The 24,254-nt window shown below is 60.9% G+C and carries 26 protein-coding genes; 15 read left to right on the top strand and 11 right to left on the bottom strand.

Going from position 1 to position 24,254, the window contains the following annotated elements:
* The first annotated feature begins 5 nt into the window (after nt 1–5).
* Nucleotides 6–716 carry a phosphoribosyltransferase family protein gene (locus BLR35_RS13310; RefSeq protein ID WP_090382715.1) on the top strand — a complete coding sequence of 237 codons (711 nt, stop codon included), beginning with the start codon at nt 6–8 and terminating at the stop codon, nt 714–716.
* Between the two features lie 102 nt (nt 717–818).
* Complete coding sequence (gene glmS / locus BLR35_RS13305) at nt 819–1,268, top strand: methylaspartate mutase subunit S (protein ID WP_090382713.1); 450 nt, start codon at nt 819–821, stop codon at nt 1,266–1,268.
* Between the two features lie 10 nt (nt 1,269–1,278).
* Here glmS and BLR35_RS13300 read toward each other — a convergent pair whose 3' ends face one another.
* The 9 genes from BLR35_RS13300 to BLR35_RS13260 form a co-directional block, all read right to left on the bottom strand.
* Nucleotides 1,279–1,722 (bottom strand): arsenate-mycothiol transferase ArsC, encoded by a 444-nt coding sequence (locus tag BLR35_RS13300; protein WP_090382710.1) that lies wholly within the window; start codon nt 1,720–1,722, stop codon nt 1,279–1,281.
* Nucleotides 1,723–1,805: 83 nt separating this feature from the next.
* Nucleotides 1,806–2,240, bottom strand: a complete 435-nt coding sequence (locus tag BLR35_RS13295; protein ID WP_090382708.1) for a universal stress protein — start codon at nt 2,238–2,240, stop codon at nt 1,806–1,808.
* Between the two features lie 94 nt (nt 2,241–2,334).
* Nucleotides 2,335–2,925: a 50S ribosomal protein L15e gene (locus BLR35_RS13290; RefSeq protein ID WP_090382705.1), complete on the bottom strand. Its 591-nt coding sequence runs from the start codon at nt 2,923–2,925 to the stop codon at nt 2,335–2,337.
* A gap of 192 nt (nt 2,926–3,117) precedes the next feature.
* Entirely contained in the window at nt 3,118–3,861 is a 744-nt protein-coding gene (locus BLR35_RS13285) for a sugar phosphate isomerase/epimerase family protein (RefSeq protein ID WP_090383000.1), read from the bottom strand.
* A gap of 444 nt (nt 3,862–4,305) precedes the next feature.
* Entirely contained in the window at nt 4,306–5,214 is a 909-nt protein-coding gene (locus BLR35_RS13280; RefSeq protein WP_090382703.1) for a serine/threonine-protein kinase RIO2, read from the bottom strand.
* A gap of 70 nt (nt 5,215–5,284) precedes the next feature.
* Nucleotides 5,285–6,514 carry a site-specific integrase gene (locus BLR35_RS13275; RefSeq protein WP_090382701.1) on the bottom strand — a complete coding sequence of 410 codons (1,230 nt, stop codon included), beginning with the start codon at nt 6,512–6,514 and terminating at the stop codon, nt 5,285–5,287.
* 1,873 nt (nt 6,515–8,387) lie between these two features.
* Nucleotides 8,388–8,966 (bottom strand): rhodopsin, encoded by a 579-nt coding sequence (locus BLR35_RS13270; RefSeq protein WP_342027639.1) that lies wholly within the window; start codon nt 8,964–8,966, stop codon nt 8,388–8,390.
* A gap of 542 nt (nt 8,967–9,508) precedes the next feature.
* Nucleotides 9,509–10,606 carry a LeuA family protein gene (locus BLR35_RS13265; protein ID WP_090382695.1) on the bottom strand — a complete coding sequence of 366 codons (1,098 nt, stop codon included), beginning with the start codon at nt 10,604–10,606 and terminating at the stop codon, nt 9,509–9,511.
* 184 nt (nt 10,607–10,790) lie between these two features.
* A complete protein-coding gene (locus BLR35_RS13260) occupies nt 10,791–11,429 on the bottom strand; it encodes a helix-turn-helix domain-containing protein (RefSeq protein ID WP_090382694.1) in 639 nt (212 codons plus the stop codon).
* 286 nt (nt 11,430–11,715) lie between these two features.
* On the opposite strand from BLR35_RS13260, the gene BLR35_RS13255 reads away from it, so the two are divergent.
* From BLR35_RS13255 to BLR35_RS13200, 12 genes are all read left to right on the top strand, one after another.
* On the top strand, nt 11,716–12,651 hold the full coding sequence (locus tag BLR35_RS13255; RefSeq protein WP_244510241.1) for a Bug family tripartite tricarboxylate transporter substrate binding protein: 936 nt from the start codon (nt 11,716–11,718) through the stop codon (nt 12,649–12,651).
* A gap of 12 nt (nt 12,652–12,663) precedes the next feature.
* Nucleotides 12,664–13,191 carry a tripartite tricarboxylate transporter TctB family protein gene (locus tag BLR35_RS13250; protein WP_090382689.1) on the top strand — a complete coding sequence of 176 codons (528 nt, stop codon included), beginning with the start codon at nt 12,664–12,666 and terminating at the stop codon, nt 13,189–13,191.
* 1 nt (nt 13,192) lies between these two features.
* Nucleotides 13,193–14,686, top strand: coding sequence for a tripartite tricarboxylate transporter permease (locus BLR35_RS13245; protein ID WP_090382686.1), 1,494 nt, complete (start codon nt 13,193–13,195; stop codon nt 14,684–14,686).
* A 91-nt stretch (nt 14,687–14,777) separates the two neighbouring features.
* On the top strand, nt 14,778–15,983 hold the full coding sequence (locus BLR35_RS13240; RefSeq protein WP_090382683.1) for a CaiB/BaiF CoA transferase family protein: 1,206 nt from the start codon (nt 14,778–14,780) through the stop codon (nt 15,981–15,983).
* 229 nt (nt 15,984–16,212) lie between these two features.
* Nucleotides 16,213–16,647: a universal stress protein gene (locus tag BLR35_RS13235; RefSeq protein WP_090382998.1), complete on the top strand. Its 435-nt coding sequence runs from the start codon at nt 16,213–16,215 to the stop codon at nt 16,645–16,647.
* A gap of 69 nt (nt 16,648–16,716) precedes the next feature.
* Complete coding sequence (locus tag BLR35_RS13230; protein ID WP_090382680.1) at nt 16,717–17,559, top strand: lipoate--protein ligase family protein; 843 nt, start codon at nt 16,717–16,719, stop codon at nt 17,557–17,559.
* Nucleotides 17,560–17,616: 57 nt separating this feature from the next.
* Nucleotides 17,617–18,486 carry a deoxyribonuclease IV gene (locus BLR35_RS13225; RefSeq protein WP_090382995.1) on the top strand — a complete coding sequence of 290 codons (870 nt, stop codon included), beginning with the start codon at nt 17,617–17,619 and terminating at the stop codon, nt 18,484–18,486.
* 71 nt (nt 18,487–18,557) lie between these two features.
* Nucleotides 18,558–18,929: a hypothetical protein gene (locus BLR35_RS13220; RefSeq protein WP_090382678.1), complete on the top strand. Its 372-nt coding sequence runs from the start codon at nt 18,558–18,560 to the stop codon at nt 18,927–18,929.
* 40 nt (nt 18,930–18,969) lie between these two features.
* Nucleotides 18,970–19,770 (top strand): class I SAM-dependent methyltransferase, encoded by an 801-nt coding sequence (locus BLR35_RS13215; protein ID WP_090382675.1) that lies wholly within the window; start codon nt 18,970–18,972, stop codon nt 19,768–19,770.
* A gap of 58 nt (nt 19,771–19,828) precedes the next feature.
* Entirely contained in the window at nt 19,829–20,356 is a 528-nt protein-coding gene (locus tag BLR35_RS13210; protein ID WP_090382672.1) for a dihydrofolate reductase family protein, read from the top strand.
* 114 nt (nt 20,357–20,470) lie between these two features.
* Nucleotides 20,471–21,406 (top strand): ABC transporter ATP-binding protein, encoded by a 936-nt coding sequence (locus tag BLR35_RS13205; RefSeq protein ID WP_090382669.1) that lies wholly within the window; start codon nt 20,471–20,473, stop codon nt 21,404–21,406.
* Complete coding sequence (locus BLR35_RS13200; protein WP_090382666.1) at nt 21,399–22,187, top strand: ABC transporter permease; 789 nt, start codon at nt 21,399–21,401, stop codon at nt 22,185–22,187. Before BLR35_RS13205 ends, BLR35_RS13200 begins: the two co-directional genes overlap by 8 nt.
* 6 nt (nt 22,188–22,193) lie before the next feature.
* Here the strand turns inward: BLR35_RS13200 and BLR35_RS13195 are convergent, their stop codons facing one another.
* Both BLR35_RS13195 and BLR35_RS13190 read right to left on the bottom strand, forming a co-directional pair.
* Nucleotides 22,194–22,880 (bottom strand): DUF7095 family protein, encoded by a 687-nt coding sequence (locus BLR35_RS13195; protein WP_090382664.1) that lies wholly within the window; start codon nt 22,878–22,880, stop codon nt 22,194–22,196.
* Between the two features lie 38 nt (nt 22,881–22,918).
* Nucleotides 22,919–23,377 carry a DUF4442 domain-containing protein gene (locus BLR35_RS13190; protein WP_090382662.1) on the bottom strand — a complete coding sequence of 153 codons (459 nt, stop codon included), beginning with the start codon at nt 23,375–23,377 and terminating at the stop codon, nt 22,919–22,921.
* Between the two features lie 136 nt (nt 23,378–23,513).
* Here BLR35_RS13190 and BLR35_RS13185 point away from each other — a divergent pair, with 136 nt between their 5' ends.
* Nucleotides 23,514–24,236, top strand: a complete 723-nt coding sequence (locus BLR35_RS13185) for an alpha/beta hydrolase (RefSeq protein WP_090382659.1) — start codon at nt 23,514–23,516, stop codon at nt 24,234–24,236.
* Nucleotides 24,237–24,254: the final 18 nt, after the last annotated feature.

Raw genomic sequence — 24,254 nt, 5'->3', positions numbered from 1 at the left:
TCTGTATGAACAGAGCCGAGAAAGCGGCCCTCCAGTTGCGGGCCGTGGACGTCTTGCGGATGCTCAAGGAGACGCGAACCTACGAGGAACTCGAGGAGACGACCGACCTCCCCGCTGGCGATCTCAACCGGTACGTCAACGGCCACGTGCTTCCGGGAACCGAACGCGCCCAGCGGGTTGTCGAGGAGTTCGGCAGAGAGGCGCTGGCCGACGAACTCGACGAACGGCTTCGCGTCGACGACGAGGGGTACGTCGACAACTCCGGGACGGTCTTCGATCAGCCGTTTCTCGACCTCGTGGCGCCCGTCGTCGCGAACGGGTTCGACTTCGGTCGGCCCGACGTCGTCCTCACGGCCGCAACCGACGGCATCACGCTCGCCGCGTCGCTCGCGAGTTACTACGGCACCCGATGTGCGTACGCGAAAAAACGAAAAGAGACCGCCGTCGAGGACTTCATCGAGGCCCGCGAACGCCTCGAGTCGGGGATCGAACTCACCTACTACCTCCCCGCAGAGGCCATCGACGCCGGCGACTCGGTGCTGGTCGTCGACGACCTCATCCGGTCGGGCGAGACCCAAGAACTCCTGTTGGACATCGTCGACACCGCAGACGCGGAGGTCGCTGGCGTCTTCGCGCTCATCGCCGCCGGCGAGGACGGCATCGAGCGCGCTCGAGAACGTACAGACGCACCGATCGGAGCGTTGACGACCGTATAGGGGAGTTCGGTTCTGGATGTCGCCGTGGAAACTGTGTGAACCACTACCACATTATTAATCATTAGGTTTATGGCGATGCCGCCTGTTTGTGGCTGTACGCACATGACCCGAACAGTCGTCCTCGGCGTGATCGGTTCCGACGCACACGTCGTCGGGATCACCATCCTCGAACAGGCGCTCTCGGCGAACGGCTTCGACGTCGTCAACCTGGGCGTTCAGAGCTCCCAGGACGAGTTCGTCGAGGCCGCAGCCGCCCACGACGCCGAGGCTGTACTCGTCTCCTCGCTGTACGGCCACGCCAAACAGGACTGTGAGGGATTCCACCAGCGAATCGCGGACGCAGACCTCGAGGACGTGACCACCTACATCGGCGGCAACCTCGCGGTCGGACAGGACGACTTCGAGGAGACGCGACAGTTCTTCCGGGAACTCGGCTTCGATCGAGTCTTCGACTCCGAGACCGATCCCGAGGAGGCAATCGAGGCGCTCCGTGCCGACCTGGATATGCGTTCCTCGGAGGCCGAACGAGAAAGTCAGTCCCTCTCGGCCTGACTGGGATCGGTTAGTCGGCGTTCTTCTCCGCTGCCAGTTCGTTCTCGAGTTCGTCGAACAACGCCTCGACGCGTTCTCGTACGCTCTCACGGATCTCGTGTACCCGCTCGAGGTCCTCTCCGTGTGGGTCCGATAGATCCCAGTCGCGGACGTCGGTGTCGGCCTCGAGTTCGAGCGTCGAACAGCCCATGGTGGCGACGTAGTCACAGGACTCGAGGGTTTCCGTCGATATTTCCGTGGGTGTCCGACTGGATAGGTCGAACTCCTCCTCACTCATCACTTCAACGACTACGTCGTGAACGGCGTCGGCGGGATGTGTTCCGCCCGAGTGGATCTCGACGGACTCGAGACCGCGTTCGGCGCGTTCCCGTTCCGCGTAGGCAGTGGCCATCTGACTTCGACCCGCGTTCTGGACGCAGACGAACGCGATCCGAATCGTGTCGGTGTCGCTCATACTCGAGGGGAGGCTGGGATCGTACCTAACGGTTGGTATGTGAGCTATAGAGTGGTACGTACCTCCCGCGGGATCGAACCCGGCTATCGGACGATCGTCACCGGAACCGGCGACCGGCGGGCGACCGTCTCGGCGACGCTTCCAAGCAGGATTCGGCTCGCTCCCGTCCGGCCGTGGCTTCCGATCACGATGTGGTCGACGTCGTGTTCGGCCGCGTAGTCGACGATCGACTGCGAGACGCTGCCGACTGCCTGTTCTGTTTCGATCTCTCGGCCGTACTCGTCGGCCTCTCGTCGGGCCTGCTCGAGGATGTTCTCCGCCTGCGTCTCGTGATGTTTCCGGAGTTCGTCGTAGTTGGCCATCGCGCCGCCCTCGATTCCCGTCGCCGCGTAGAAGTCGCCGGGATCGAGGACGTGGATCGCAGTTACGTCGGCGTCGGGATACTCCGTACACGCGAACTCGAGGGCCTGGCTCGATCGGTCCGATTCGTCGACTGGGACGAGGACGTGGTTCGTCATACCTACCGGTACATCGCATTCCTGTTTAAGTCTCGGGTACAGCTACCGCTCGTCGGGAATTACGAAAAATGCGAGAATCGTCGTCGCTTCCGGCTTACTTCGCGCGGCCCTGGCCGCCCGTGTTGGACGGTCGGACCTTCTCTGCGCCCTTGCCACGGTTGTTGAGACCGCGGTTGTCCTTGCCGGCGTTCGTGAGGCCGCGGAACGCACGGTTCTGGTGGGAGTCGTCACAGATCCAGTTGAGGTCGTCGTCGTTCTCGATAGCCGGGTGGTTCGGATCGACGAGGATCACTTCGAACCACTTCTGGGAGCCGTCTTCACCGACCCAGTAGCTGTTGAGCACCCGCAGGTTGGGGTACTTCCGGGAGACGCGCTCCTCTCCGATGCGCTGGATGTTCTTGCGACGGCCGATGCGGTTGACGCCCTGACGCTTGGTACGGCGGCCGGCCGTAAAGCGGCTCTTGCGGGCGGTACCCTTGCGGACAGAGACGCGAGCGACGACGATGCCCTGCTTGGCCTTGTAGCCGAGTTCGCGTGCCTTGTCGAGTCGCGTCGGGCGTTCGATCCGTTCGATCGCGCCCTGGTTGCGCCACTCCTGTTTTCGCTGCCACTGCAGTTCCCCGAGCTTGCCTTCGTCGGGGTCTTTCCACGCTTCCTTGATGTGAGAGTAGAAGCTTTTTGCCATATGTATCACCTGCGGGCGTTTCCTGGTTCAATCCTGAACGAGGCGAAGGCCCCGCGGATCACATCCCGACCTGTGGCAAAGCCGTACAGGTGCCCGCTGTCGCCCGCGACCCAGCGAGTCTATCGCTTTCTATCCAACTCTCGAGTATAAGGGCTTCGAACTGTCGATGGTGCGTCGTCGCTCGGCCAGTCCTCAGCTCGACCGCAAAAATGCAGCGCCGCGATCGATCGCCGCAGCGGGATCGTCGGGGTCGTCGTGTTCGTAGACCAGCCACTCGACGGCCGCTGCCTCCGCAGCTTCGACACACGCCGACACGTCGACGTCGCCAGCACCGATCTCGACGAATCCAGGCTCGGCATCCAGCTCGAGGTCCTTCAGATGCACCTGATTCGCTCGAGCACCGTGGTCCCGAATCCGTGCGGCCGGATCGTCGCCGCCGGCCAGTGCCCACCCGACGTCGAGTTCGATTCCGATCCCAGTTCCCTCGAGCAGTCGATCGAACGCCCACTCGCCGTCGATTTCGGTGTACTCGTGGTCGTGATTGTGGTAGTGCAGCTCCAGTCCTGTCGCAGACAGTACGGTCGCGAGTTCCTCGAGTTCGGCCGCAGCGTCGTCGATTGCAGCAGCCGATTCGAAGCGATCGGGCGGAAGCCAGGGAACGACTACGCCATCGACACCGATCTCGTCGTATGCAGCCAGGATACGCTCACGTTCGTCCTCGTCCCGGAGCGCGTCGATACCGACGTGTGGCGGCGCGGCCTCGAGCCCACGAGACTCGAGTTCGGCCGCTATCTCGGCTGCATCACCCTCGAGCGGCGTGTACGGACCGGCGAACTGGACGCCGTCGTAGCCCGCCTCGGCCACGCGGTCGAGGACTGACTCGAGCGGTTCCTCGAGGGTGCGGACGCTGTAGAGATTGATTCCGATCTTCGGCATGGGACCGATTTCGTTCTCGAGGGTGTTCGGTTTTCGGTCTGGACGGATCAGTAGAGCCCGTTCTCGTGGCGTTTCCCACCAGTCGCCTTTCGATGCCGCTCGTGGGTCACCCGCCATCTTCTATATAGCTGTATTTGATTTATCAGTGTGGTTCGCCTCATTCACAAACGGCTGTATGAGCGCCACTATCTCCATATAACGTCCAAATCGAAGAGAAACAGGTCGATGTTCAATACCGGTCTCTCGTTCACTGGACCGACCACCTCAGACGACCCATCGGCGAGAATGTTACCACAGGGAGAACAACGACGGATTCGAACGATACAGCGACACTCGAGTCACCTACTGACCCGTACAACGGTTGTCGTCGAAACCGAGCTACTCGCCACGATCAGCGGCTCTCGGAGGAGGACTCGCGAATTTCGGCTGCCGGTTTCGTCGGTATCAGGCGTGTGCTTCGACCGTCTCGAACGCGCCGCGTTCGATCGCCGCCGCGACGCCTTCCTCGTCGATCTCGTCGGGAACGATCTGGGGGTATTTGCGGCGGAAGTACCCGATCAGGTTCCGGAGATCCCGCCGAAGGAATTCGCTCGCGTTCTCGTGGTCCGTCGGTACCGCCTGGGGCCAGTCGAAGATCGTCACCCCATCCTCACCGACGAAGACGTTGTACTCGCTCATGTCGGCGTGGACGTAGCCGATCTCGTAGGCCTGAGCGAGTTCCGAGACCAGCAGATCGAGCACGCCAAGGACCTGCTCGTCCTCGAGTTTCGCCCGCGAGAGTTCGACGCCGTCCATCTTCTCCATGATGATAGCGTGGCGGTTCTGGCCGATCGGCCGGGGGATCGAGACGTCGGGATACAGCTCCTCTAGGATGTCGTGCTCCCGTTCGGCCGCTTTCCGGGCGGTGTACATCCAGGAGACGTGCTCTCTGTCTGCGGTGTAGTCTCGTTCCTTGTGGACCTCGCGGAAGTTCGTATAGCCCTCGCGGTGATACTTCAGCGCCAGGGGCTTGTACGAGCGAACCTCGTAGACGTCGCTTTCCTTGCCGACGCCCAGCGGCGAGCCGAACTCGCTGATGGTATCTCGCTGGACCAGCGTCCGCAACGCCAGAGCGTCGTACCCCTCGAACTGGAGGGTATAGCCCTCGTACTGGATCGTCTTTTTCTCGACGAGGCCGCGCTTGAGACAGCGCTCGAGGCGGTAATCGATCTCCTCTTCGGTGAGGTCGGCGAACTTCGGGAGCTTCTCTCGCTGGACCCACTCCGAGAAGCGCATCCCCTGTTCGACTCCCGAAAGGAGATAGAAGTCCTCCTCCTCGAGTTCCGGCAGCAACTCGGCGACGTTCCGCACCATAGCCCGGAGTAACCGGTGAGTACGTAAAAACGTCGTGACCCGCGAGGCGGTGTCGAATCGATCCGGACAGTCACCCCTCGAAGACGTCCTCGAGTTGCTCTCGCATGAACTCTCGACGGTACTGCCGTCGTTCCTCCTCCGAGAGGTAGTTTTTCATGACGACCGAGGAGTCGGAACTGCCCTGTTCGGCGGCGATCACGTCCAGGTTCTCCCGCAGGTTCTTCATCGCCTGGTTGTAGGTCGTATACCAGAACCGCCGCCCCATCTTCGAGGTCGGCAGCTCTCCCTGCACGCGGACGCCGGCATCTTCGGCGAGTCGCTGAAAGCGTGCCTGAACCGTCTCGCCCGTAATGTGGCCGCTCGAGGACCGACTCGAGGGAAACAGGTAGCCGGACCACCCGGGGTCTTCCTCGAGTCGATCGATTCGGTCGGAGAGATCCGACACACCGTAGATCAACGCAACAGTGCCCGGGCCGTTCTTTCGCTCGTCGCCGAATTCGATGTGTGGGTCCTCGCCCTCGAGGACGAGTTGCGAGGTGTGCAACGCCGCGACCTCGTTTCGTCGCAGTCCCCACGCACAGAGCGCGAGGACTACGAGTTCCTTGCTCTGGGACTCTGCAGCGTCGTACAGCCGACTCACCTGTCTGCCCGCGAGAGCGGCGTTGTCCGGCTCCTCGCGGGACCAGTTGTACTCCTCGTCGATGTGCTCGACGGGGTTGAACGCAGCCTTGGCCCGCCGACCGAGATGTTCGTAGAACTGGCTGACGTCGCTGAGATACCGGAGTTTCGAGGCGTCGGTTCCGAGTTCGTAGTTGAGTTCGTCGAATACGACCAGCGCACGCCGGATTTCGTCGCTTTCGTTCGTCGCGTCGGCGGCGCGGTCGACGAGGTCGGCCTGACCGTGAACCTCCCGATAGATACGGGCATAGGTCGCGAGCCGCGACTGTTTGGTCTGGACCGTCGACCTCGCGAGTTGTCGCCGCCGATCGAGCGTCTCGAGGTACGACTCGAGTTCGTCGATGGTGGTCTCGTCCTCGATCCCCCACTGGTAGGACGCCGACGAACCGGGTTCCTCGTAGCCGACCGTCACGAGGAAGTCGGTCAGCGTCATGTCGTGATGTTCCCGCAAGGCATAGGCGATCCCCGAGTAACCAGCGTCGGCGACCTGCTGGTAGGCCGGCCGTTCCTCGCGGTCGACGCCGGCACGCTCGAGGGCGGGTTCGATCTCGTCGGTCCAGAACGACTGGAGTTCCTCGAGGGACATCCGCGACCAGCGGATTGTCGTCTGGCCGCCGCTCATCGGTCGCCCCCACTGGCGACGGTCTCGAGGGACCCGTCCGTCGTTGCTCGCCCCCTCCCAACGCCGATCCGATTTCGACGAAATCGGGGCCGATTACCCGAGAATGGATGCCCGTTCTCACCGGTTCGACCCCAGGGGTTGCGTCCGGCTTTAGCCACTCGCGAGAACGGTCGTTTGACCTCGATTGATTCGATGCTCGTCATTTCCTACAGTCATGTATCTATGACAGTCACGTAAAACTATTGCTTAATCGGTTGTCGTGTAGTGGACAAACGACTCAAGCAACGAATTTGCCAGATAGTTAAAGCTGGTTCTAAGGGTCTGTGTGGCCCTATATCGGTATAATTGGGGCAGAATGCGTGTTCGGAAGAGCGTATGGGTCTCGTCGAGTCGGGTTCACTCTCGTCTTGCACCGTCCCACCCCGTCAACCCCGAAGGTCACACGTCAGGCGAGTGGCGTCGAGTACCGAACTCAACACGACCGTCGAGCAGTGTTCGATGGACGAGTCTCCGGCGTGACCGATCAGCCTCGTCGAGGGCCGACCGGTACACTCGTCGAAGACCAAAGACGGCGGCACCGAGGCAGTTTGCGGTACACTCGAGGGAGACGTTTCGTCAGAGTCCTGGGTCGACGGTTCGACCGTGCCAGATCGTCCGAATCGGAAACGGCCGGTAAGACTCGAACGAATCGAACTCGGAGACACTCGTGACCCCATCCAGAAGTAACGGCAGTTCGAGGGGTCTCGACCGCTCGGCTGGCTATCGAAGGGCTGTCGTCGCTCTCTACACATTGGAGCCCGTACTCGAGACCTTCGTTCGACACCGGACCAGCGACACGGGTGGGGGTGAGTGGCCACGGGCTGGATGCGTTTCGGAGTAAGACATCCACGGCGGCGACAGCGGTGGCGGGCCGGTGTTCCATCGGGTAGTACCGCTTCAGGCGTCGACTGCAGGGTGAACTGAACCGCACCAATTCGACCCTGCAGGTCAGACCTGGGTCGTCACTCGGCTGTTACTGCTGCTCGAGCGGCGGCTGCTGGCGATTATCTACCCAGTCGACTGAAGGCGGTTGCTCGCGTGAAAGCTGCCACTCGAGGCCTCTCAGGGTTCACGGGCATCTATTGGTCGAGTGGGCTGTGGCGTCTGCTCGTACGCACGACAGGGGACGCGACCGTCCACTGCTATCAGTTCAGAACCGGACCGCCTCACACACGATCGTCGACGGCCGGTACTCGAGCGAGCATCTCGGCTCGATCACGAACCCTGTTCGGCGGGGTTCACCCCTGGGGTACGTACTCTGATTGTCGCTCCTCGTAAGAGGTCTGCCCGATCGTTCTGTCGTTGCCCGGCCGTGGGACCGACGGTGATCGAGATGCCCGACCGGTTACTGGCTGCTGCTCGAGGTACCAGTGTCACGTCTCACTCCCGACGGCACCGATCGTCGCCCGTCTCGATTCGATAACGCGAACTGTGCTCGTCGAGACGACCGTCGAGGACGTACGGGAACGTCGTCCGATCCTCGCCGCACGAAAAGTCCAACAGTGGTCTGCTATACGGCGAATTCAACTCTTTCACGGTCCGAGAGTCGGAAACCCGCTGTGAGCCATAGAGAGCGAGTAAATCAAATAACGCTATATCTTTTTGACCGGATCGGTTCGTCGGTTCTCGATGGTTCGTACTCGAGGAACGGGACAGCGCGACTCTCGTGATAGAATCGAGACCGGAGCCGAGCTAAGGCGGGCAGCTCGCATTCGTCGGACTCTGGGTTCCACTGAATCCCCGCAGAGACCGACTGGTCCTCACTCTCGCCTGCTTGCCGCTTTCGAGGTCGACAATCTGTCCGAAAACAGTGATGAAACCGGGCTATACGCGATCAGGCGGAACGGCCGTCACTCGTGACAGCCGCGAGTGGCGACGGAACCTCTTCGGCCTCGAGTACGTCGCCGTATCGGAGCACGATTGCGCCGAACCCGGCGAGCCAGATCAGGTCGAGGTACGTCGCGACCGTCTGACCGACGAAGGCCCCCGTCAGACCGAGGTTCTGTTCGGAAACCGCACCGGTCAGGATCAGGCCTGCGAAGACGAGTAGCACCAGGTTCTTCACTTTCTCGTACAGCAGGGATCGCTCTCCGGAGACGGTCTCGGCGACGGTCGAGAGCGGCCCCAGCAAGACGTACGCCACCCCGCCGATGGAGACGAGGAGAGCAACGGAGGCGACTGTTCCGGCCGTTCCGTCGAAAATCCAGCTTGCGAGGGTCGCCCAGGGCGCGGCGAGGACGAATCCGATAAGCGCAAGCGTCGTCCGCCGGTCGGCGTCGACGATTGCACCGAGAACGAAACAGACGGCCGACCAGCTGACCGTGTATCCGAGGAACCTGGCGACGGATTCCGTCCGGCCGGTGGTCGTGACCGTCAGCCACTCTGCGGACATGAATCCGTAGGCCACGCTCATCGACCCACAGGCCACTATGACCGCGTATCCGTACGGTCGGGCACCCGCTGACAGTCGTATCGTCCACAGGACGAATGCGAGCATCATCCCCCCGAGTAAGACACTCGAGAGCGCAAATAGGGTTCCGTGTTCGATCACTGCCGACCACCTGCTCGAGTCGTCAGGCTCGGCTTCGTTCCCAGCACCGGGGTTGGCGCCGTCGGCTGGACTCCAGTCGAACCTCGCGGACCGCGAACCAGGGTTGGTGATCGGAAACGATACTGTCGGTCTCGGGTGGTAACTGCTGGAGCGTTCGAATGCATCTGTTTGTTCGTCACGATCGTCGAGACCACTGGCGGGTCGTCACCGTGGTCCGATCGTGTCCTGTACGACAGTCGTCAATATAGTCACATAATTGTTATTGCGAACCCTGATGGGTGATGCGACCTGACGAGTGCCACCACTCCAGCGGCGGTCGGTACAGTAAACCCGCGTCTTCTACCGGATCGACCTCGAGACAGAAGCTGGAGAGTTAGTTGGCCTGCCAGCTTCTTCTCGACGATTTATGCCTGGAAGTTCGCCTCGGCGATCGAAACGGCTTCTTCCGTATCGACCGGCCCCTCGTCGGCGAGTACCGACAGGAACGACTCCACCCGCTCGTCGGTAGGTGTAACTCCAGCCCGGGACAACAGTATCGAGGCGCCGGTGGTACCGGTCCCTTCGCCGAACAGCAGGTCCCGCTCTCCACCGAAATCCCCGGGATCGAACGGTTCGAACGTCTTCGGTTCGTTCAGCATCGCTGCCGTGTGGATCCCCGACTCGTGTTTCGTCACTTCCGAACCGAGAATCGCCTTTCTGTCGCTGATAGCGTCCTGCTCGCCCAGTACGTCGAGCACGCGTTCACACTTCGGGATCAGTTCGTCCGTCTCGACGCCGAAATCCTCGTCGTGTTCCAGGACGCCCCCGACGACGACCTCCTCCAGTGACGAGTTTCCTGCCCGCTCTCCCAGCGACGCGACGCTCACGTCGGCTTTGCCGATACCAGCCTGGTAGGCGGTGAGGACGTTCGCCGTCCCGACCCCCAGGTCGTCGTGAAAGTGGACGCCGAACCGCTCGAGATCGACGCTCGGTTCGAGTTTCTCGAGTAACCGCTGTACACCGCTCGGCAATCGCGCGCCGACCGTGTCGGCGAGCGTTATACATTCGACGCCGTCGAACTCGTGAGCGACGGTACGAATCTCCTCGACTTCCGTTCGGAACGCATCGACGAGGATGAGATGAGGAACCGCTCCGTGGTCGACGACCAGATCGACCGCTTCGCGAGCCATCTGTAGCACCGACTCGCGATCCTTGTCGAGTACGTGGTCTAGCTGGTAGTCGGACGTCGGCACCATCACCTGAATGACGTCCGCAGACGCATCCGCCGCAGCCTCGACGTCACCCGGGACGGCACGAGCGAGACCGACGATGTCTGCTTCGGCTTCCACTGCGAGCGTCCGTATCGCTTCGCGGTCCTTTTCGCCAGTCACTGGAAATCCGACTTCCAGGGATTCTACACCAAGTTCGGACAGTTCGAGGCCAGCCTCGACCTTTTGTTCGACGGTATAGTTCCGGTCGGGCATCTGTTCGCCTTCCCGGAGAGTAACATCGTTCAAGATCATGCTTCTCCCCCAGCCGCTCGAGTACAGATCTGCCTCCCTTCTGGGGGTATTTTCGCGTTCATCGTTAGATCAGCTCTTATGACGAGAAACGGGTATTTCCGAAAGTAGATTCGGCCATCACAGGTTGGTCGTTTATACCTACTCGTTCGAGAACCAATCAAATGGAACGGGCAGTCCGGTCCCCTTATTCGATCGGAATTTCGAATATTTCGCCCTGAGACGTGTGGAGTGCCTGCTCGATTAGCTTTTTTTCTGCTTTCCGAAGGTGTTCTGCCAACGTCGGGTGGGTTATTCCGAATTCCGCCGCGAGCTCTTCGGCGTCCGTTTCTCGAGGCCAGTCGTAGTATCCTTCCTGAAGTGCTTTCTCGACGATTTCTTGTTGTCTCTTTGATAGTCCTGCTGGCCTGTTGGACACCTGTGTAATTTTTCCGAGATTTACCTGGCCGAGTTCTTCGAACTCTTGTACCATGTGCCGAATGTCCGCTCTCGAAAACGTCAACACATCAATTATCCGTTTAGTGCCGAATACGTTTATCCCGAACAGTATGCCATTGTGCTTGCATATTATGGGCGTGGCGCCGCTAGAGGGTTTCCGAACCAACAGACCGTTGTCACCGATGGTGCCGACTCGGTCGACGACGTCCGATTCTTCCATCTGGAGTGCAATTTCGTCACGCGAGTCGGGAACTTCGGCGATGAACGTCAGAGTTCCATCTCTGTGGACTTCACCCCGGGTAATCGTGATCGGATGGCCGATCGACGTGGTCACCTCGTTGAGTACGTAGTCAGTATTCAGGTCTATGTGGACGGTGCTTCGGAGCATAATCGGATGTACAGTACAACCGCTATGAATATTTTGTCAGTTTATTCACAATGGTGGTATATAAATAGCCTACTGATATAGGCTAAAACGATATTCAACGTACTCCTCATTTCTGATCCGTGATCCGGACTAACGATCATCAAGAACCAGTGGGGGGTGCTTGGTGCCAGTACGACAGTCGTTACCGCTCCACTACAGTTCGTGGTCGATCGATGATCGGATCGCATGTGTAACCATGACAAGAAGAATTTCACGCCGAAATGTCGTAAAGACGTCGGGTATCGCATTGACCGCCTCTCTTGCAGGGTGTCTCGGTAGTGACGGTGAGTACCCCGCCGATACGATCACGTCGATTATCCCCTACGACGAAGGTGGCGGTGCAGACAACATCTTTCGTCAGATGGCGGACCCGCTGTCCGAAGAACTCGGGACGGACATCCACATCGAGAACGTCCCGGGGGCCGGTGCGATGCGTGGAATCGGTCAGTTGTTGGGCGAAGAACCGGACGGGTACACTATCGGTAAATTCAATCCGTTTACTACGTCCGTACAGGCGATGGTCAATCCGCCAGACTTCGACATGGAGGACCTGCAGGGGCTCGCCACGATCGGCCTCAACGCGATCGTCCTCATCGGTGACCCTGACGAGGAGTTCGACGATGTCGCCGACTTGATCGATCGATACAACGACGGAGAGTTCGGAAACATCGGCGGTCTCGGAGCGAGCTACCTCCCGAACGCAGCGTTCTTCGAACAGGAGTACGGAATGGGCTGGGAGAACTACGTCGAGTACTCCGGCGGTGGCCCGATCAACCAGGCAGTTGCGTCCGGTGAAATCCCTGCAGCTTTCAACACTGACGGTAGCGCGTTGCCTGCTGCCGAGAGCGACGAAGTAGACGTTCTGGCTGTGCTGACCAGTAACGGTAGTGAAATCTTCCCCGATGCCCCCGTCATTACGGAACTCGGATACGAAAACATGGACTTCATTGGCCAGATCACTCGTTCCATGTGGGTTCCACCGGGAACGCCCGAAGAACAGCTCGAAACTCTCACTGAGGCTGTCGAAGCGACTGTCGAAAGTGATACCATACAGGAGTGGGCCGACGAAACCGGGAACACCATGACCTACGGTCCGCCGGAAGAAGCCGACGACGTCCTTGAACAGATTTGGAGTGATATTCCAGACGTCGTCGACATCGACGACCTTCAAGACGATTCCTAATAGCTCGTTCATATGTCTATTCAGTCCCGTTCTGAAGCCGGTCTTCTCGTCGTGTTTCTCGCTGTGGCGGTCGTTTTCGTTGCTCTCACTGCCACATTCGATTCGGGATCGGCGACGTTGTTCCCGCGGCTGACCGGCGCCATCGTCATCGTCGGCGTTGCGTTGATCGCGTTCGAGGACTACCTGCCGCCGGTCCTCCAACGAGTCGTGGCCGAACCAGTCGATCTAGTCGACCAAGAGGAATTCGAAACCACCGGTGAAGACGACGGGAAGGATCGAACGGAAGCGGGAGAAGAACGGTTACTTACGAGCCGTCAATTCCTCTATGGTTCGATCACCGGCTACGTCGGCCTTGCGTACGTCGTTAGTGTACTGATTGCAACACCGATATTCGTCGCAGCGTACGCGTACTGGAACGACCAGCGACCGCTCTACGCTGCAGTACTGATCGTCGTCTCTATCGGGATCTGCTTTGCGTTCATCTCGTTGGCGAACGCACCGCTCGATAGAGGGCTACTCCTGCCGCGGGGGGTGCTCTAAGATGGCGTTCGAAGCGTTCGTCGAGGGGATCCACATCGTGTTCTCCTGGCCGACTATCGGTTGGATGGCTGTCGGTGTCCTACTAGGGATCTTCGTCGGTGCCATCCCGGGGATCGGACCCAACCTCGGAATGGCGATCGTCCTTCCGCTTACGATCCCACTCGGCGGGGCGAACGCGATCATCCTGCTCGTCGGTATCTACTCCGGGTCGATGTACGGTGGCTCCATAGCAGCCATTCTCGTCAACGTACCAGGTACTGCAGCCGCTGCAGCGACCACGTTCGACGGGTACCCGATGTCGCGACAGGGGATGGCGGCGACTGCCCTCTCGTCATCGGCTGTCGCGTCCGCGCTCGCGGGATTCATGACGATAGCGCTACTGATCCTCATCTCTCCCCTCATCGTGACCATCGTGCTCATGATGGGGTCGCCGGAGTACTTCCTGGTCGCCGTTCTCGGCCTCTCGATGATCACCATCGTCGCTCGAGGCTCGATGGTAAAGGGACTCGTTGCTGGCGCGTTCGGCCTGTTGTTGACGACGATCGGAATTGCCCCGATGAGTTCCGAGACCCGGTTTACTGGCGGTTCTCTCGCCCTATTCGACGGGATCTCCTTCGTAGCAGCGATCCTGGGACTGTTCGCTATCGCGGAAATGTTGAAACTCGTCGGAGAGTCCGGCGGGATCGCTCGATCGGACGTCGACACGTCCGGTGACGTGAGAACTGGTATCCGGGAAGTCATCGATCGACCCGTAACGCTGGTGAAATCCGCGTTCCTGGGAATGGGTATCGGATCACTCCCGGGATCCGGTGCGGCAGTCTCGAACTTCGTCGCGTACGGTGAAGCGGTGCGCTCTTCCGCATCCGACAAGTTCGGAAACGGGGAGGTTACTGGCGTCATTGCTGCCGAAGCGTCGAACAACGGCACCGTCGGTGGCTCTCTCATCCCGGCACTATCGTTCGGGATTCCGGGCTCCGGTGCGACCGCCGTACTGCTCGGTGGCCTGCTGATGCACGGCCTGCAGCCGGGCCCGGAGCTATTCGAGACCGAACTCAGCCTCACGTACAGCGTGTTTATCGCTCTGTTCGTCGGTAATATCCTCATTCTGTCAGTCGGACTGGCGCTGATCACCAAAACGGAGTATCTCACTCGAGTGAACACCGACTATCTGATACCAGTTATCATCGTTCTGGCTATTGCAGGCGGGTTCACGCTCCGGAGTAACTGGTTCGACGTCGCGACGATCTTACTCCTCGGCGCAGTCGGCTACTACATGTTCAAACACGACTACTCTGTAATCGCTTTCATCCTCGGAATCGTTCTGGGGCCGATTGCAGAGGAGAACTTCCTCCGATCGTTACAGTTGTCGGATGGATCGTGGTGGATCTTCGTCGAGAGCTGGCCGTCCCGCTTGTTGGTCGTGGCCGTTGCACTGATTCTCCTCGGCCCGCCTCTCAAGAGCTGGTACGTCAAGCGCCACGGTGATGAGGCGTGATCGGCCGTCCAGCCACTATTTCTCGCTCATATGCCGAAATTAGTGCGTACCGTATAGCTCGCGAAGTAACCAATGAGACGTAATATAATACATGATACACGATACTACCCAACCGGAGGATCGCCCACTGGAAGACGTTACCGTCGTCGAACTCGGCCACATTGCAGCCGGCCCCTTCTGTACCCTGTTGCTTGCAGAACTCGGAGCCGACGTGGTCAAGGTCGAACGACGTGCGAGCGGCGGTGACTCCGTTCGAGACAGCTCTGCTGCTGGAAACAGTATATTCAACGCTCTGAACCGAAACAAACTGGGGGTAACGCTCGACCTGAAAACGAGCGGCGGTCACGAAGCGTTCACGGACCTCATCGCCGAGGCGGACGTCTTCGTCGAGAATCTTCGACCGGGTTCACCGGAGAAGCTAGGTATCGGCTATGACGATCTCCGCGAGGTGAACGAAGAACTCGTATACTGCTCTATCAAGGGATTCAACGAGGGGCCGTACCAAGATCTTCCTGCGCTTGATCCCGTTGCAGAGGCGCTCTCCGGGCTCATGAGTGTTACAGGCCACCCGGATAGTCCGCCTGCACGCGCCGGAACGAGCGTCTCGGACATGACCGCTGCTCTCTTCGGTGCGTTCGGCGTCGTTGCCGGACTGCGTCAGCGCGAACACACGGGCGAGGGGCAACACATTACCGCACCGCTGTTCGAGAGCACGGTCACCCTGATGAATTACTGGCTGGTCTACGCCCAGACAGAGAACGAAGCCCCCGATCCACTGGGTGCCGGTCACAACAACTGGGCCCCGTACAACGTCTATCGAACGACCGACAGCGAGTGGGTGTTCATCGGTCCGTCGTCACAGGCACAGTGGGAACAGCTCTGTGAGGCCCTCGAGATCGAACTTCACCACGAAGATCGGTTCGCAACGCTTGCGGACCGACGGGAGAACGAATCGGCGCTCGATTCCACACTTCAGGAAGCTATTGACGACTATACCGCCAGTACCCTCATAGATAGACTCCGTGACGCGGGCGTTCCTGTCGCACCGGTCCAGGACGCCCAGGAAGTCTGCGAGGACGACCATCTTCGTGAAACCGATGCACTCACCGAAATCGAGACTGCCACTGGCGATCGAGAAAACGTCTCTGTCCCGAAATTCCCGCTCCGCTCGTCGGCGTTCTCCCCCGTAGAACCCAGCGATCCGCCCGAACTCGGTGCGGACACCGAGCCCGTCCTTCGGGCGCTGGGATACGACGACGATGCGATCGATACCCTGTTCGAAAACGACTGTCTGTAGACCTCGTTTTCGGATCGGTCGCTGATCCTCTCGAGCGGACCACACCATATCAATCAAGGTATAATTATCATGAGGGAATAGGAATTCGGTTCTCTTAGTCGATTGCCGATTATTCTCTGTTAAAGTCCGACTTCAAAGCCCTATACACGGCATCTGAATTTTGTATAAGAGAAAATATAAATCAGAAAAATAGAGTAATTCCTAAATGGTTGTATAAGAATGAATGTTCATGGTAGTTGTTGCAGCTGTCGACAGATCGGAGCGAGCGAGTACTGTCATCGAAGAGGCGGAGACTATCGCAACAGCGTTCGACGATCCCGTACACGTCGTCCACGTCCTGACTCGCTCTGATTTTCTCGATATGGGTCGAACTGCGGAAAAAGAAGCAGGGAAATCGGTTAGCATGGAACAGGTCCGAGAGGCGGCAGCGGACGTGGCACAGGATGCGGCGGGCGACCTCACCGTCCAATCGGAAACGATGGGGTTGGTCGGGGAGCCTGCAAAGACTATCCTCAAGTACGCCAACGAACAGGACGCTCGTTACGTCGTCGTCGGCTCTCGGAAACGTTCCCCGACCGGAAAGGCCGTGTTCGGAAGCATCGCTCAATCGATCATTCTCAACGCTGACGTCCCGGTCGTGACGACCACCACGAACGGACAGTGACTGCGGCCGTCACGGGGGCCTCGAGCACCCATCGGAATCGATTTGCACGTCGCTCGCGTGGGCCGTACCATGACGGAACTCGCCGACCGCGAGTGGCGGCTGATCCGGGACGACCCCCGGAATGGAGCCACTCAGATGGCACTCGAGGAGGTCGCTGCTCGCCGCGCGCTCGAGGACGACCTGCGGACGGTCCGGGTCTACTCCTGGGAGCCGAGTACGCTTTCACTGGGGTATCGGCAGGACGCTGCGTCGGTCGACTGGGAGTACTGCGACCGCGAGGGAATCGACGTCACCCGGCGACAGACCGGTGGCGGCGGGATTTACCACGACCGGTACGCCGACATCTCCTATACTATCGTCGCACCCGCCGACGAGGTGCCTGGCGACCTGATGGACTGTTACGCACTGTTCTGTGAGCCGATCCTCGAGGCGTTCGACCGCATGGGCGTCGACGCGGATTTCGCCGCAGCGAAACAGGAGTCGATCTACTATCCGTCGTGTTACCTGCGGGATATCAACCCGGCCCACGACGTGGTCGCACCGGCGAGTGCGGACGCCGACGCCCAGAAGATCAGCGGCAACGCCCAGTACCGACAGCGCGACGTCGTCATCCAACATGGCTCCCTGAGCTACGATCTCGAGCCCGACCACCACGTCGGCGTCTTCGATCCCGAGGATCCGATCGGGACGGAGACGTTCGCTGACCGAGTGACGAGCATCCGCGAACAGGCCGGAATCGACCGCGATGAGGCGTTCGAGACGATCGGTGACGCGCTCGGTGACTGGTGTGACGCCGACGAAGGCGGCTGGGAACGTGACGAACTCGAGGCCGCCGGGGAACTCGCCGATCGGAAGTACGGAGCCGACTCGTGGATTCGAAATCGCGAAGCACTCGAAGCAGGCGAGCAGTAACTCTCGGGTCGGTCCGAAGTATCTATCACGAACCGGTACTGACTGGAACGCATGACCATGAAGGTCGGCGCACACGTGTCGATTTCCGGCTCACGCGTCTCTTCGGACGACGAAACGCCGCCGTACGACGACATCCGCAACGCGGTTCACCGCCAGCGGGCGTTCGGCGGCAACTGCGGACAGATCTTCACCACTTCGCCGCAGGTCTGGCAACAGCCAGAAATCAGTGACGAGGCTGCCGACGGGTTCCGCGGGGAAAGCGACGAGAAACTCGAGGGCCCGTGGGTGATCCACTCCTCGTACCTTGTCAACCTCTGTACGCCGAAGGAGGACCTTCGTCGCAAGTCCAAAGAGAGCATGCAGGCGGAACTCGACGCCGCCGACAAACTGGGCGTTCCGTACGTAAACGTCCACCTCGGAGCCCACACTGGCGCAGGCGTCGAAGGCGGTCTCGACAACGCCGCAGGCGTCATCGACGACCTCGACGTACCGGAGGGCGTCCAGATCCTCATCGAGTCCGACGCGGGCAGCGGCACCAAACTCGGCGGCGAGTTCGACCACCTCGCGGGGATCATCGACCGCACGGAGACGGACATCGGCATCTGTATCGACACCGCGCACACGCTCGTCGCGGGCAACGACCTCACGACGCCCGAAGCGGTCGACGAAACCGTCGGGCGGTTCGACGACGTCGTCGGCCTCGAGTATCTCGAGTACATCCACCTCAACGACTCGAAACACGACGTCGGCACCCACAAGGACGAACACGCCCACATCGGCGAGGGCTACATCGGCGAGGACGGCATGAAGGCCATCGTCAACCACCCAGACCTGCGGGATCTGCCCTTTGCGCTCGAGACGCCGACGGAGGACGGCCGCGGCTTCGCCTGGAACATCGAGAAGGTCAAAGAGCTCCGAGACGAGTAATCGCGGCCGGATCGAACGTTTCTCTCGACGATACCGGAAACGTATAGGATGTGCTACCAGTAGCGGTCCGTATGGACTCCACCGAAACGACGCCCACGCTCGGAATCGTGCTCGGCGCAGTTCTCGTCGTCGTCGGCATCGTGGCTTACGTACTGTCCGACTTCGCGAGCGTCACGGCGCTCATCCCGGCCATCTTCGGCGTCGTCATCGCCGTCCTCGGAATCGTCGGCCGACAGACCGACCGCCAGCGGATCGCCGTCTACGGTATCGGAGTACTCGCACTGCTCGGCGTTCTCGGGTCCGTACGCGGCGTTCCCGACGTACTCGCTCTGTTGACCGGCGGTGCCGTCGACTCGACCATCGCCGCCGTCGCCCAGGGATCGATGATCCTGATCGGACTGGTGTTGCTGGCTGTCGTCGCTCGCGACCTGTTCGCCGACTGAGACCGACCCGTTTTTACTCGAGACCGCACAACGACAGCGCGTGCGCGAGTTCTCCGAAGACTACCTCAGCCGGACCCGCCAGGGGATGTGGGACGACTCGCGGGAAGCACTCGCCCCGCTCGAACTCGAGTCCCGCGAGCGTATTCTCGACGTCGGCTGTGGCACCGGCGAACTGAGTCGCGTGCTCGCAGCCGAATCCGAGGCCGACGTGATCGGCTGTGACGTCGATCCTCGCCTGCTCGAGGCCGCCGGAGACCACGTCCCCGTCGTCGCCGGCGACGCCTACCAGTTGCCGTTTCCCGACGACGCCTTCGACCTGGTGGTCTGTCAGGCGCTTCTGATCAACCTGCCCGAACCTGCGGCCGCGATCACGGAGTTCGCACGGGTCTCCTCGGACCTCGTCGCGGCCGTCGAACCCAATAACGCCGCCGTCTCGGTCGACTCGAGCGTCGAGACCGAGGGCGACCTCGAGCGGCAAGCGCGGCGAGCCTACCTCGATGGCATCGAGACAGACGTCGCGCTCGGTGCCGACGCCCGCGAGACCTTCGAAACTGCCGGACTCGAGGTACTCGAGACGCGTCAGTACGACCACGTCCGGACGATCGAACCGCCGTACGACGAGCGTTCGGTCGTCGCCGCACGGCGGAAAGCGTCGGGCGCGGGACTGGCCGACGACCGTGAGACGATGCTGTCGGGCGAGTTGACCGAATCCGAGTACGACGAACTCCGCAGTGACTGGCGCGAGATGGGGCGGGACGTAATCGATCAGATGGCGTCCCGAGAGTACGAACGCGAGGAGTGCGTTCCGTTTTTCGTCACTGTAGGTCGCGTTCGATCGTGAACTTGCAGGGAGACGGTTCTCCGGTCGGCTATTAGTCTCCAGCCGTCGAAGGGACGAGATGGTCGGACGGATCATCCTCTACATTGCAGCGAGCGTCGACGGCTTCATCGCCGACGAGGACGGTGGGGTCGAGTGGCTCGAGGAGTTCGACGACGGGGCGAGCGACGGCTACGAGGCGTTCTTCGCCGACGTCGACTGCCTCGTCGTGGGATCGAACACGTACGAGCAGATACGCTCGTTCGGCGAGTGGCCCTACGAGGACAGGCCGGCATACGTATTGACTCGCCGGGACCTTCCGCGTGCCACCGACGCGGTCGAATTCTACGATGGGAACGTGACCGATCTGTCTGCCGAACTCGACCAGCAGTACGACCGAATCTGGCTGGTCGGAGGTGCACGGCTCGCTCGAAGCTTCCTGCGCGCGAACCAGATCGACGATCTCAGGCTCTCTATCGTTCCGATCCTCCTGGGGGATGGCATTTCGCTCTTCGACGGCAGCGGCGACCGACGGCGGCTTCACCACCTCGAGACCGAGACTCGTGAATCTGGAATCGTCGAACTCCGATACGAGGTTTCCCCTCACTGATCGAGCATTCGGACGGCTGCCGCGCGAAGTCGGTCGCGTAGTAGCGGTATCGTCGGGCTCTCTCGACGAAAATCAGCAATGGGTTACATAAGCACTCCGTTCCAACGACTCGACATGTCCGTTATCGAACTCGAGGGGCTGACCAAAGATTATGGGGAAGTCCTCGCAAACGACGACGTCACGTTCGACGTCGAAGAGGGCGAGACGTTCGGCTACCTCGGACCGAACGGTGCCGGGAAGACGACGACGATCCGCACGTTACTCGGCTTCATCTCCCCGACCGCGGGGACGGCACGGGTGTTGGGACACGAGGTTACCGAGGAGAAGGACTTGCTCGAGGGCAAACGTCGGATCGGCTACCTGCCCGACAGTCCGGCGTTCGACGAGTCGGTGACCGGCCGGGACGTCCTCGAGTTACACGCACGGATCAAAGGCGACGAGCGAAGCGAGGAGTTACTCGAGTTGTTCGACCCGCCGCTGGATCGGAAGATCCGCGAGTACTCCCACGGGAACGTCAAGAAACTCGGCCTGGTGACGACGTTCATGCACGATCCGGATCTGGTGATCCTCGACGAGCCGACCGGCGGGCTCGATCCCCTGATGAAGCAGCGATTCGCCGAGTTCGTCCGATCGGAAAAGGCACGCGGCGTGACGGTATTTCTCTCTTCGCACATCTTAGGCGAGGTCCGACGGCTCTGTGACCGAGTCGGCATCATCCGGGACGGCCGACTCGTCGCGGTCGAACCGGTCGAAGCGTTGCTCGATCGCAGCGGCAAGGTCGTCCGGCTTCGAGCCGACGAACCGATTCCACGGACGGCAGTCGACATCGAAGGCGTCTACGACCTCGAGACGAGCCTCGAAGCGGAGTCGGTCGATCGAGAAGCCACCGAACAGGAGACGGTGTTTACCGAGTGTACCTTCACGTTCACCGGCGACGTCAACGATCTCGTCGAGCGACTCCGCGAGCATCGGCTGGTCGACCTCTCGATCGAGGAAGCGCCACTCGAGGACGTCTTCCTGCGGTTCTACGGAGGTGAGGAGGATGCTTGATCTGGCCCGCTACGACGGTCGAAACCGCATTCGGGGGAGCATCTACCTCTCGGTCGCGATGGCCGTCCTCGCGGGGTTTATGGTCTGGATCTTCCCGTCCTACAGCGAGGCGTTCGGCGAAGACGAGGAGATTCTGGAGGCGCTGCCGGAGGCGATGATCCGGGTGTTCGACGTCCAGACGATGGCCAGCCTCGAGGGATTCCTGGCGTTCGAACTCTACGTCTTCGGCTGGATCATCCTGCTCGGCCTCTACGTGGCCTACCTCGGGGCTGGAACGATCGCCGACGACGTCGAACGCGGGCGCATGGACATCGTCCTCGCGATGCCGATTTCGCGGGCGCAGGTCGCTCTCGAGCGATTCGCCGGACTCGCTGTGCCGATCGTCGCGGTCAACGTGCTCACGCCGATCGTGGTCTACGTCGGCGGCCACCTGATCGACGAACCGATCGCAGCGGTGGACCTGCTGGCAGTACACCTGCTGTCGATTCCGTACCTGTTCGCCTGTGGCGCGATCGGACTGCTCGCGTCAGTGATCGTCGACCGGACCGGCATCGCACAGCGGGCCGCTATCGGCGTCACGTTCGGACTCTTCCTGATCGAGTCGCTGCTGATCGATACCGACTACGAGGCGTTCGGCGCCATCTCGCCGGCGCGGTACTACGATCCGAACGAAATCCTGCTCGAGAGCACGTACGACCTCGTCAACGTCGCCGTGCTGGTCGCGATGATCGTCGTTTTGCTCGCGGCGAGTGCGATCTGGTTCCGGCGGCGAGATGTCTAACTGGGCTTAGACCACGTCTCCGCGAACCGTCACACCCTCCTGCTCTTCTCGCCAGGCGTGTAGTTCTCTGGCGGCCTCGGCCGCCTCGTCGTCGCCCATCCCGAGCATCTCGAGTGCCGACGATAGTGTCGGGAGGGCGAGTTCGCTCTCGCGGAGTTTCCGGAACGCCTCGTCGCTGCGGACGCCGTCGGCCCAGAGGCAGACGCCGCGAGGATCGAGCAGTTGCGTGTAGTCCTCTCGTAGCTGTGCGCCTCGCAACCGCTGGGTGACGTTGTCCTCGAAGGAGGCGTTACAGACCTCGAGGTGGACCGGCTCCGATTCGTCGTCGCCCAGCAGGTGGGCGGCGAGACATTTTTCGGGGGCGGCGTGGCCGGCGGCGTTCGCCCGGAGGTACTCGGCGTACTCTGCGGCCCAGTCCGAACGAACGGACTTGCCGACGCCCTCGATACCGTGGGACTCGCGAAACCGGGTTTCGGGGTCCTCGTCGCTCGAGTCGTCTCCGGACGGGCTATCGTCGCGCATCAACACGTCCTTCGTCACGTAGACGTCGAGCCGTTCGACGGGGTCGAGTCCCAGCGCGACGTCGCCGAAGGCCCACACCTCCCGGATCGGGACCGGCATCCGTTCGTCCTCGACGGTGTCGACGAGTTCCTCGAGTCGGTCGACCGCGTCCGCACGGTCAAATCCACTCATTGGCAAAACTGTGGGCTCGAGGCGCAAAACGGTTCTCGTTACGCGGTCGTCACGTAGACCGTCTTCCGAATAGTCGCGTGGACGGCACCTTTGTCGTCGACCAGGTCGACGGTGTAGTGACGGTCGACCGCGTCGGTGTCCTCGCTCTCGAGTTCGGCTCTCACGGCGTCGACCTCCTCGTCGGAGAGCGTAAACGTCGCGTACAGCGTGTCACGGCCCGGTTTCTTGAACCGAATCTCGGCTTCCTTGTCCCAGACGACGTAGTCGTCGCCGAGCGTCTTCAGCAACATCATCATGTGGAACGGGTCGACAGCGGCGTACATGCTCCCGCCGAAGGTCGTTCCCACGTAGTTTCGGGTTCGCCAGGAGTGAGGTAACTTGATCCGGATCTCTTGCCAGTCCGGTGCGATGTAGGTGACGCGGCCACCGGTTCCGCGATAGGCGGGAAAGAGGTTGAACCCGAGCCGGTAGAGTCGGGCACGGAGCGCGTCGAACATGGCTCAAGTCGGACGTCGACGGCCAAAACCGTTGGTAAACGTCGGTTCAGTGACTGACGGTTGCCGAGAGTAGCGAGGCCACGACACGTCCTGTCAAGAGTACAGGTTTTTATCGATCCCCGTCGAAGCTGATTGTATGCGACACCGCGTCTTCAACGAAGACGGCGACGAAGAGCTCGTTTTCGTCATGGGCTGGGGTAACCGCTGGACCCACGAGAACGTCAGCTGGCTCATCGGGAAACTCACCGACGCCGGCTACCGGGTTCACGCCTTCGAACTCCCGACGGACATCGAGGACTTCAAGGCCGACTGGCTCGAGCCGATCGCCGAGTACGTCCTCGACGTAGAGGAGTACCAGCTACTCGCCCACAGTGCGGGCGCACTGGTCGCGCAGGCCTTAGACGGCGCGGACAACCACGTCTACTTGAGCCCGTGGTGGGGGTACGGCAACGAGTATCCCGACCTCGCACTCGAGGCCGTTTCGAAGCTTCCGATAGCGTTTCCGTTCCTGCCGGTCGGCGAGATGGGCCGGGACGTCTTAGGCGGGAAGGCGACCGACCACCAGATAGCGACGACACCCCGGTGGATATCTCCGGCGTTCGTCCGTGAGACCCGCCACGCCCAAGAATCGTTGCTGACCATCGACCACGACGCAGTCGTCTTCTGTTCGCTCCGGGACCCAGTTATCGACCTTGGAGAGATCGGCCAGCGCGTCCCCGCCGAACACGTCGTACTCTACGACGGCGGCCACGAACTGTTCTCCTCAGTCGCTCGAGAGCGATACGTCGACCTCGTCCTCGAGTCGCTCGAGGACGGCGCGAAGGCGGTCGAGGAGCAGGCTATCGTTCCGGTCCAGTAGTCCGGCCACCGACGCTTC

The sequence above is a fragment of the Natronobacterium texcoconense genome, from assembly GCF_900104065.1.
In the GTDB taxonomy this organism is placed as follows: Archaea; Halobacteriota; Halobacteria; order Halobacteriales; family Natrialbaceae; genus Natronobacterium; species Natronobacterium texcoconense.
This window is presented reverse-complemented; position numbering and strand designations above follow the sequence as displayed.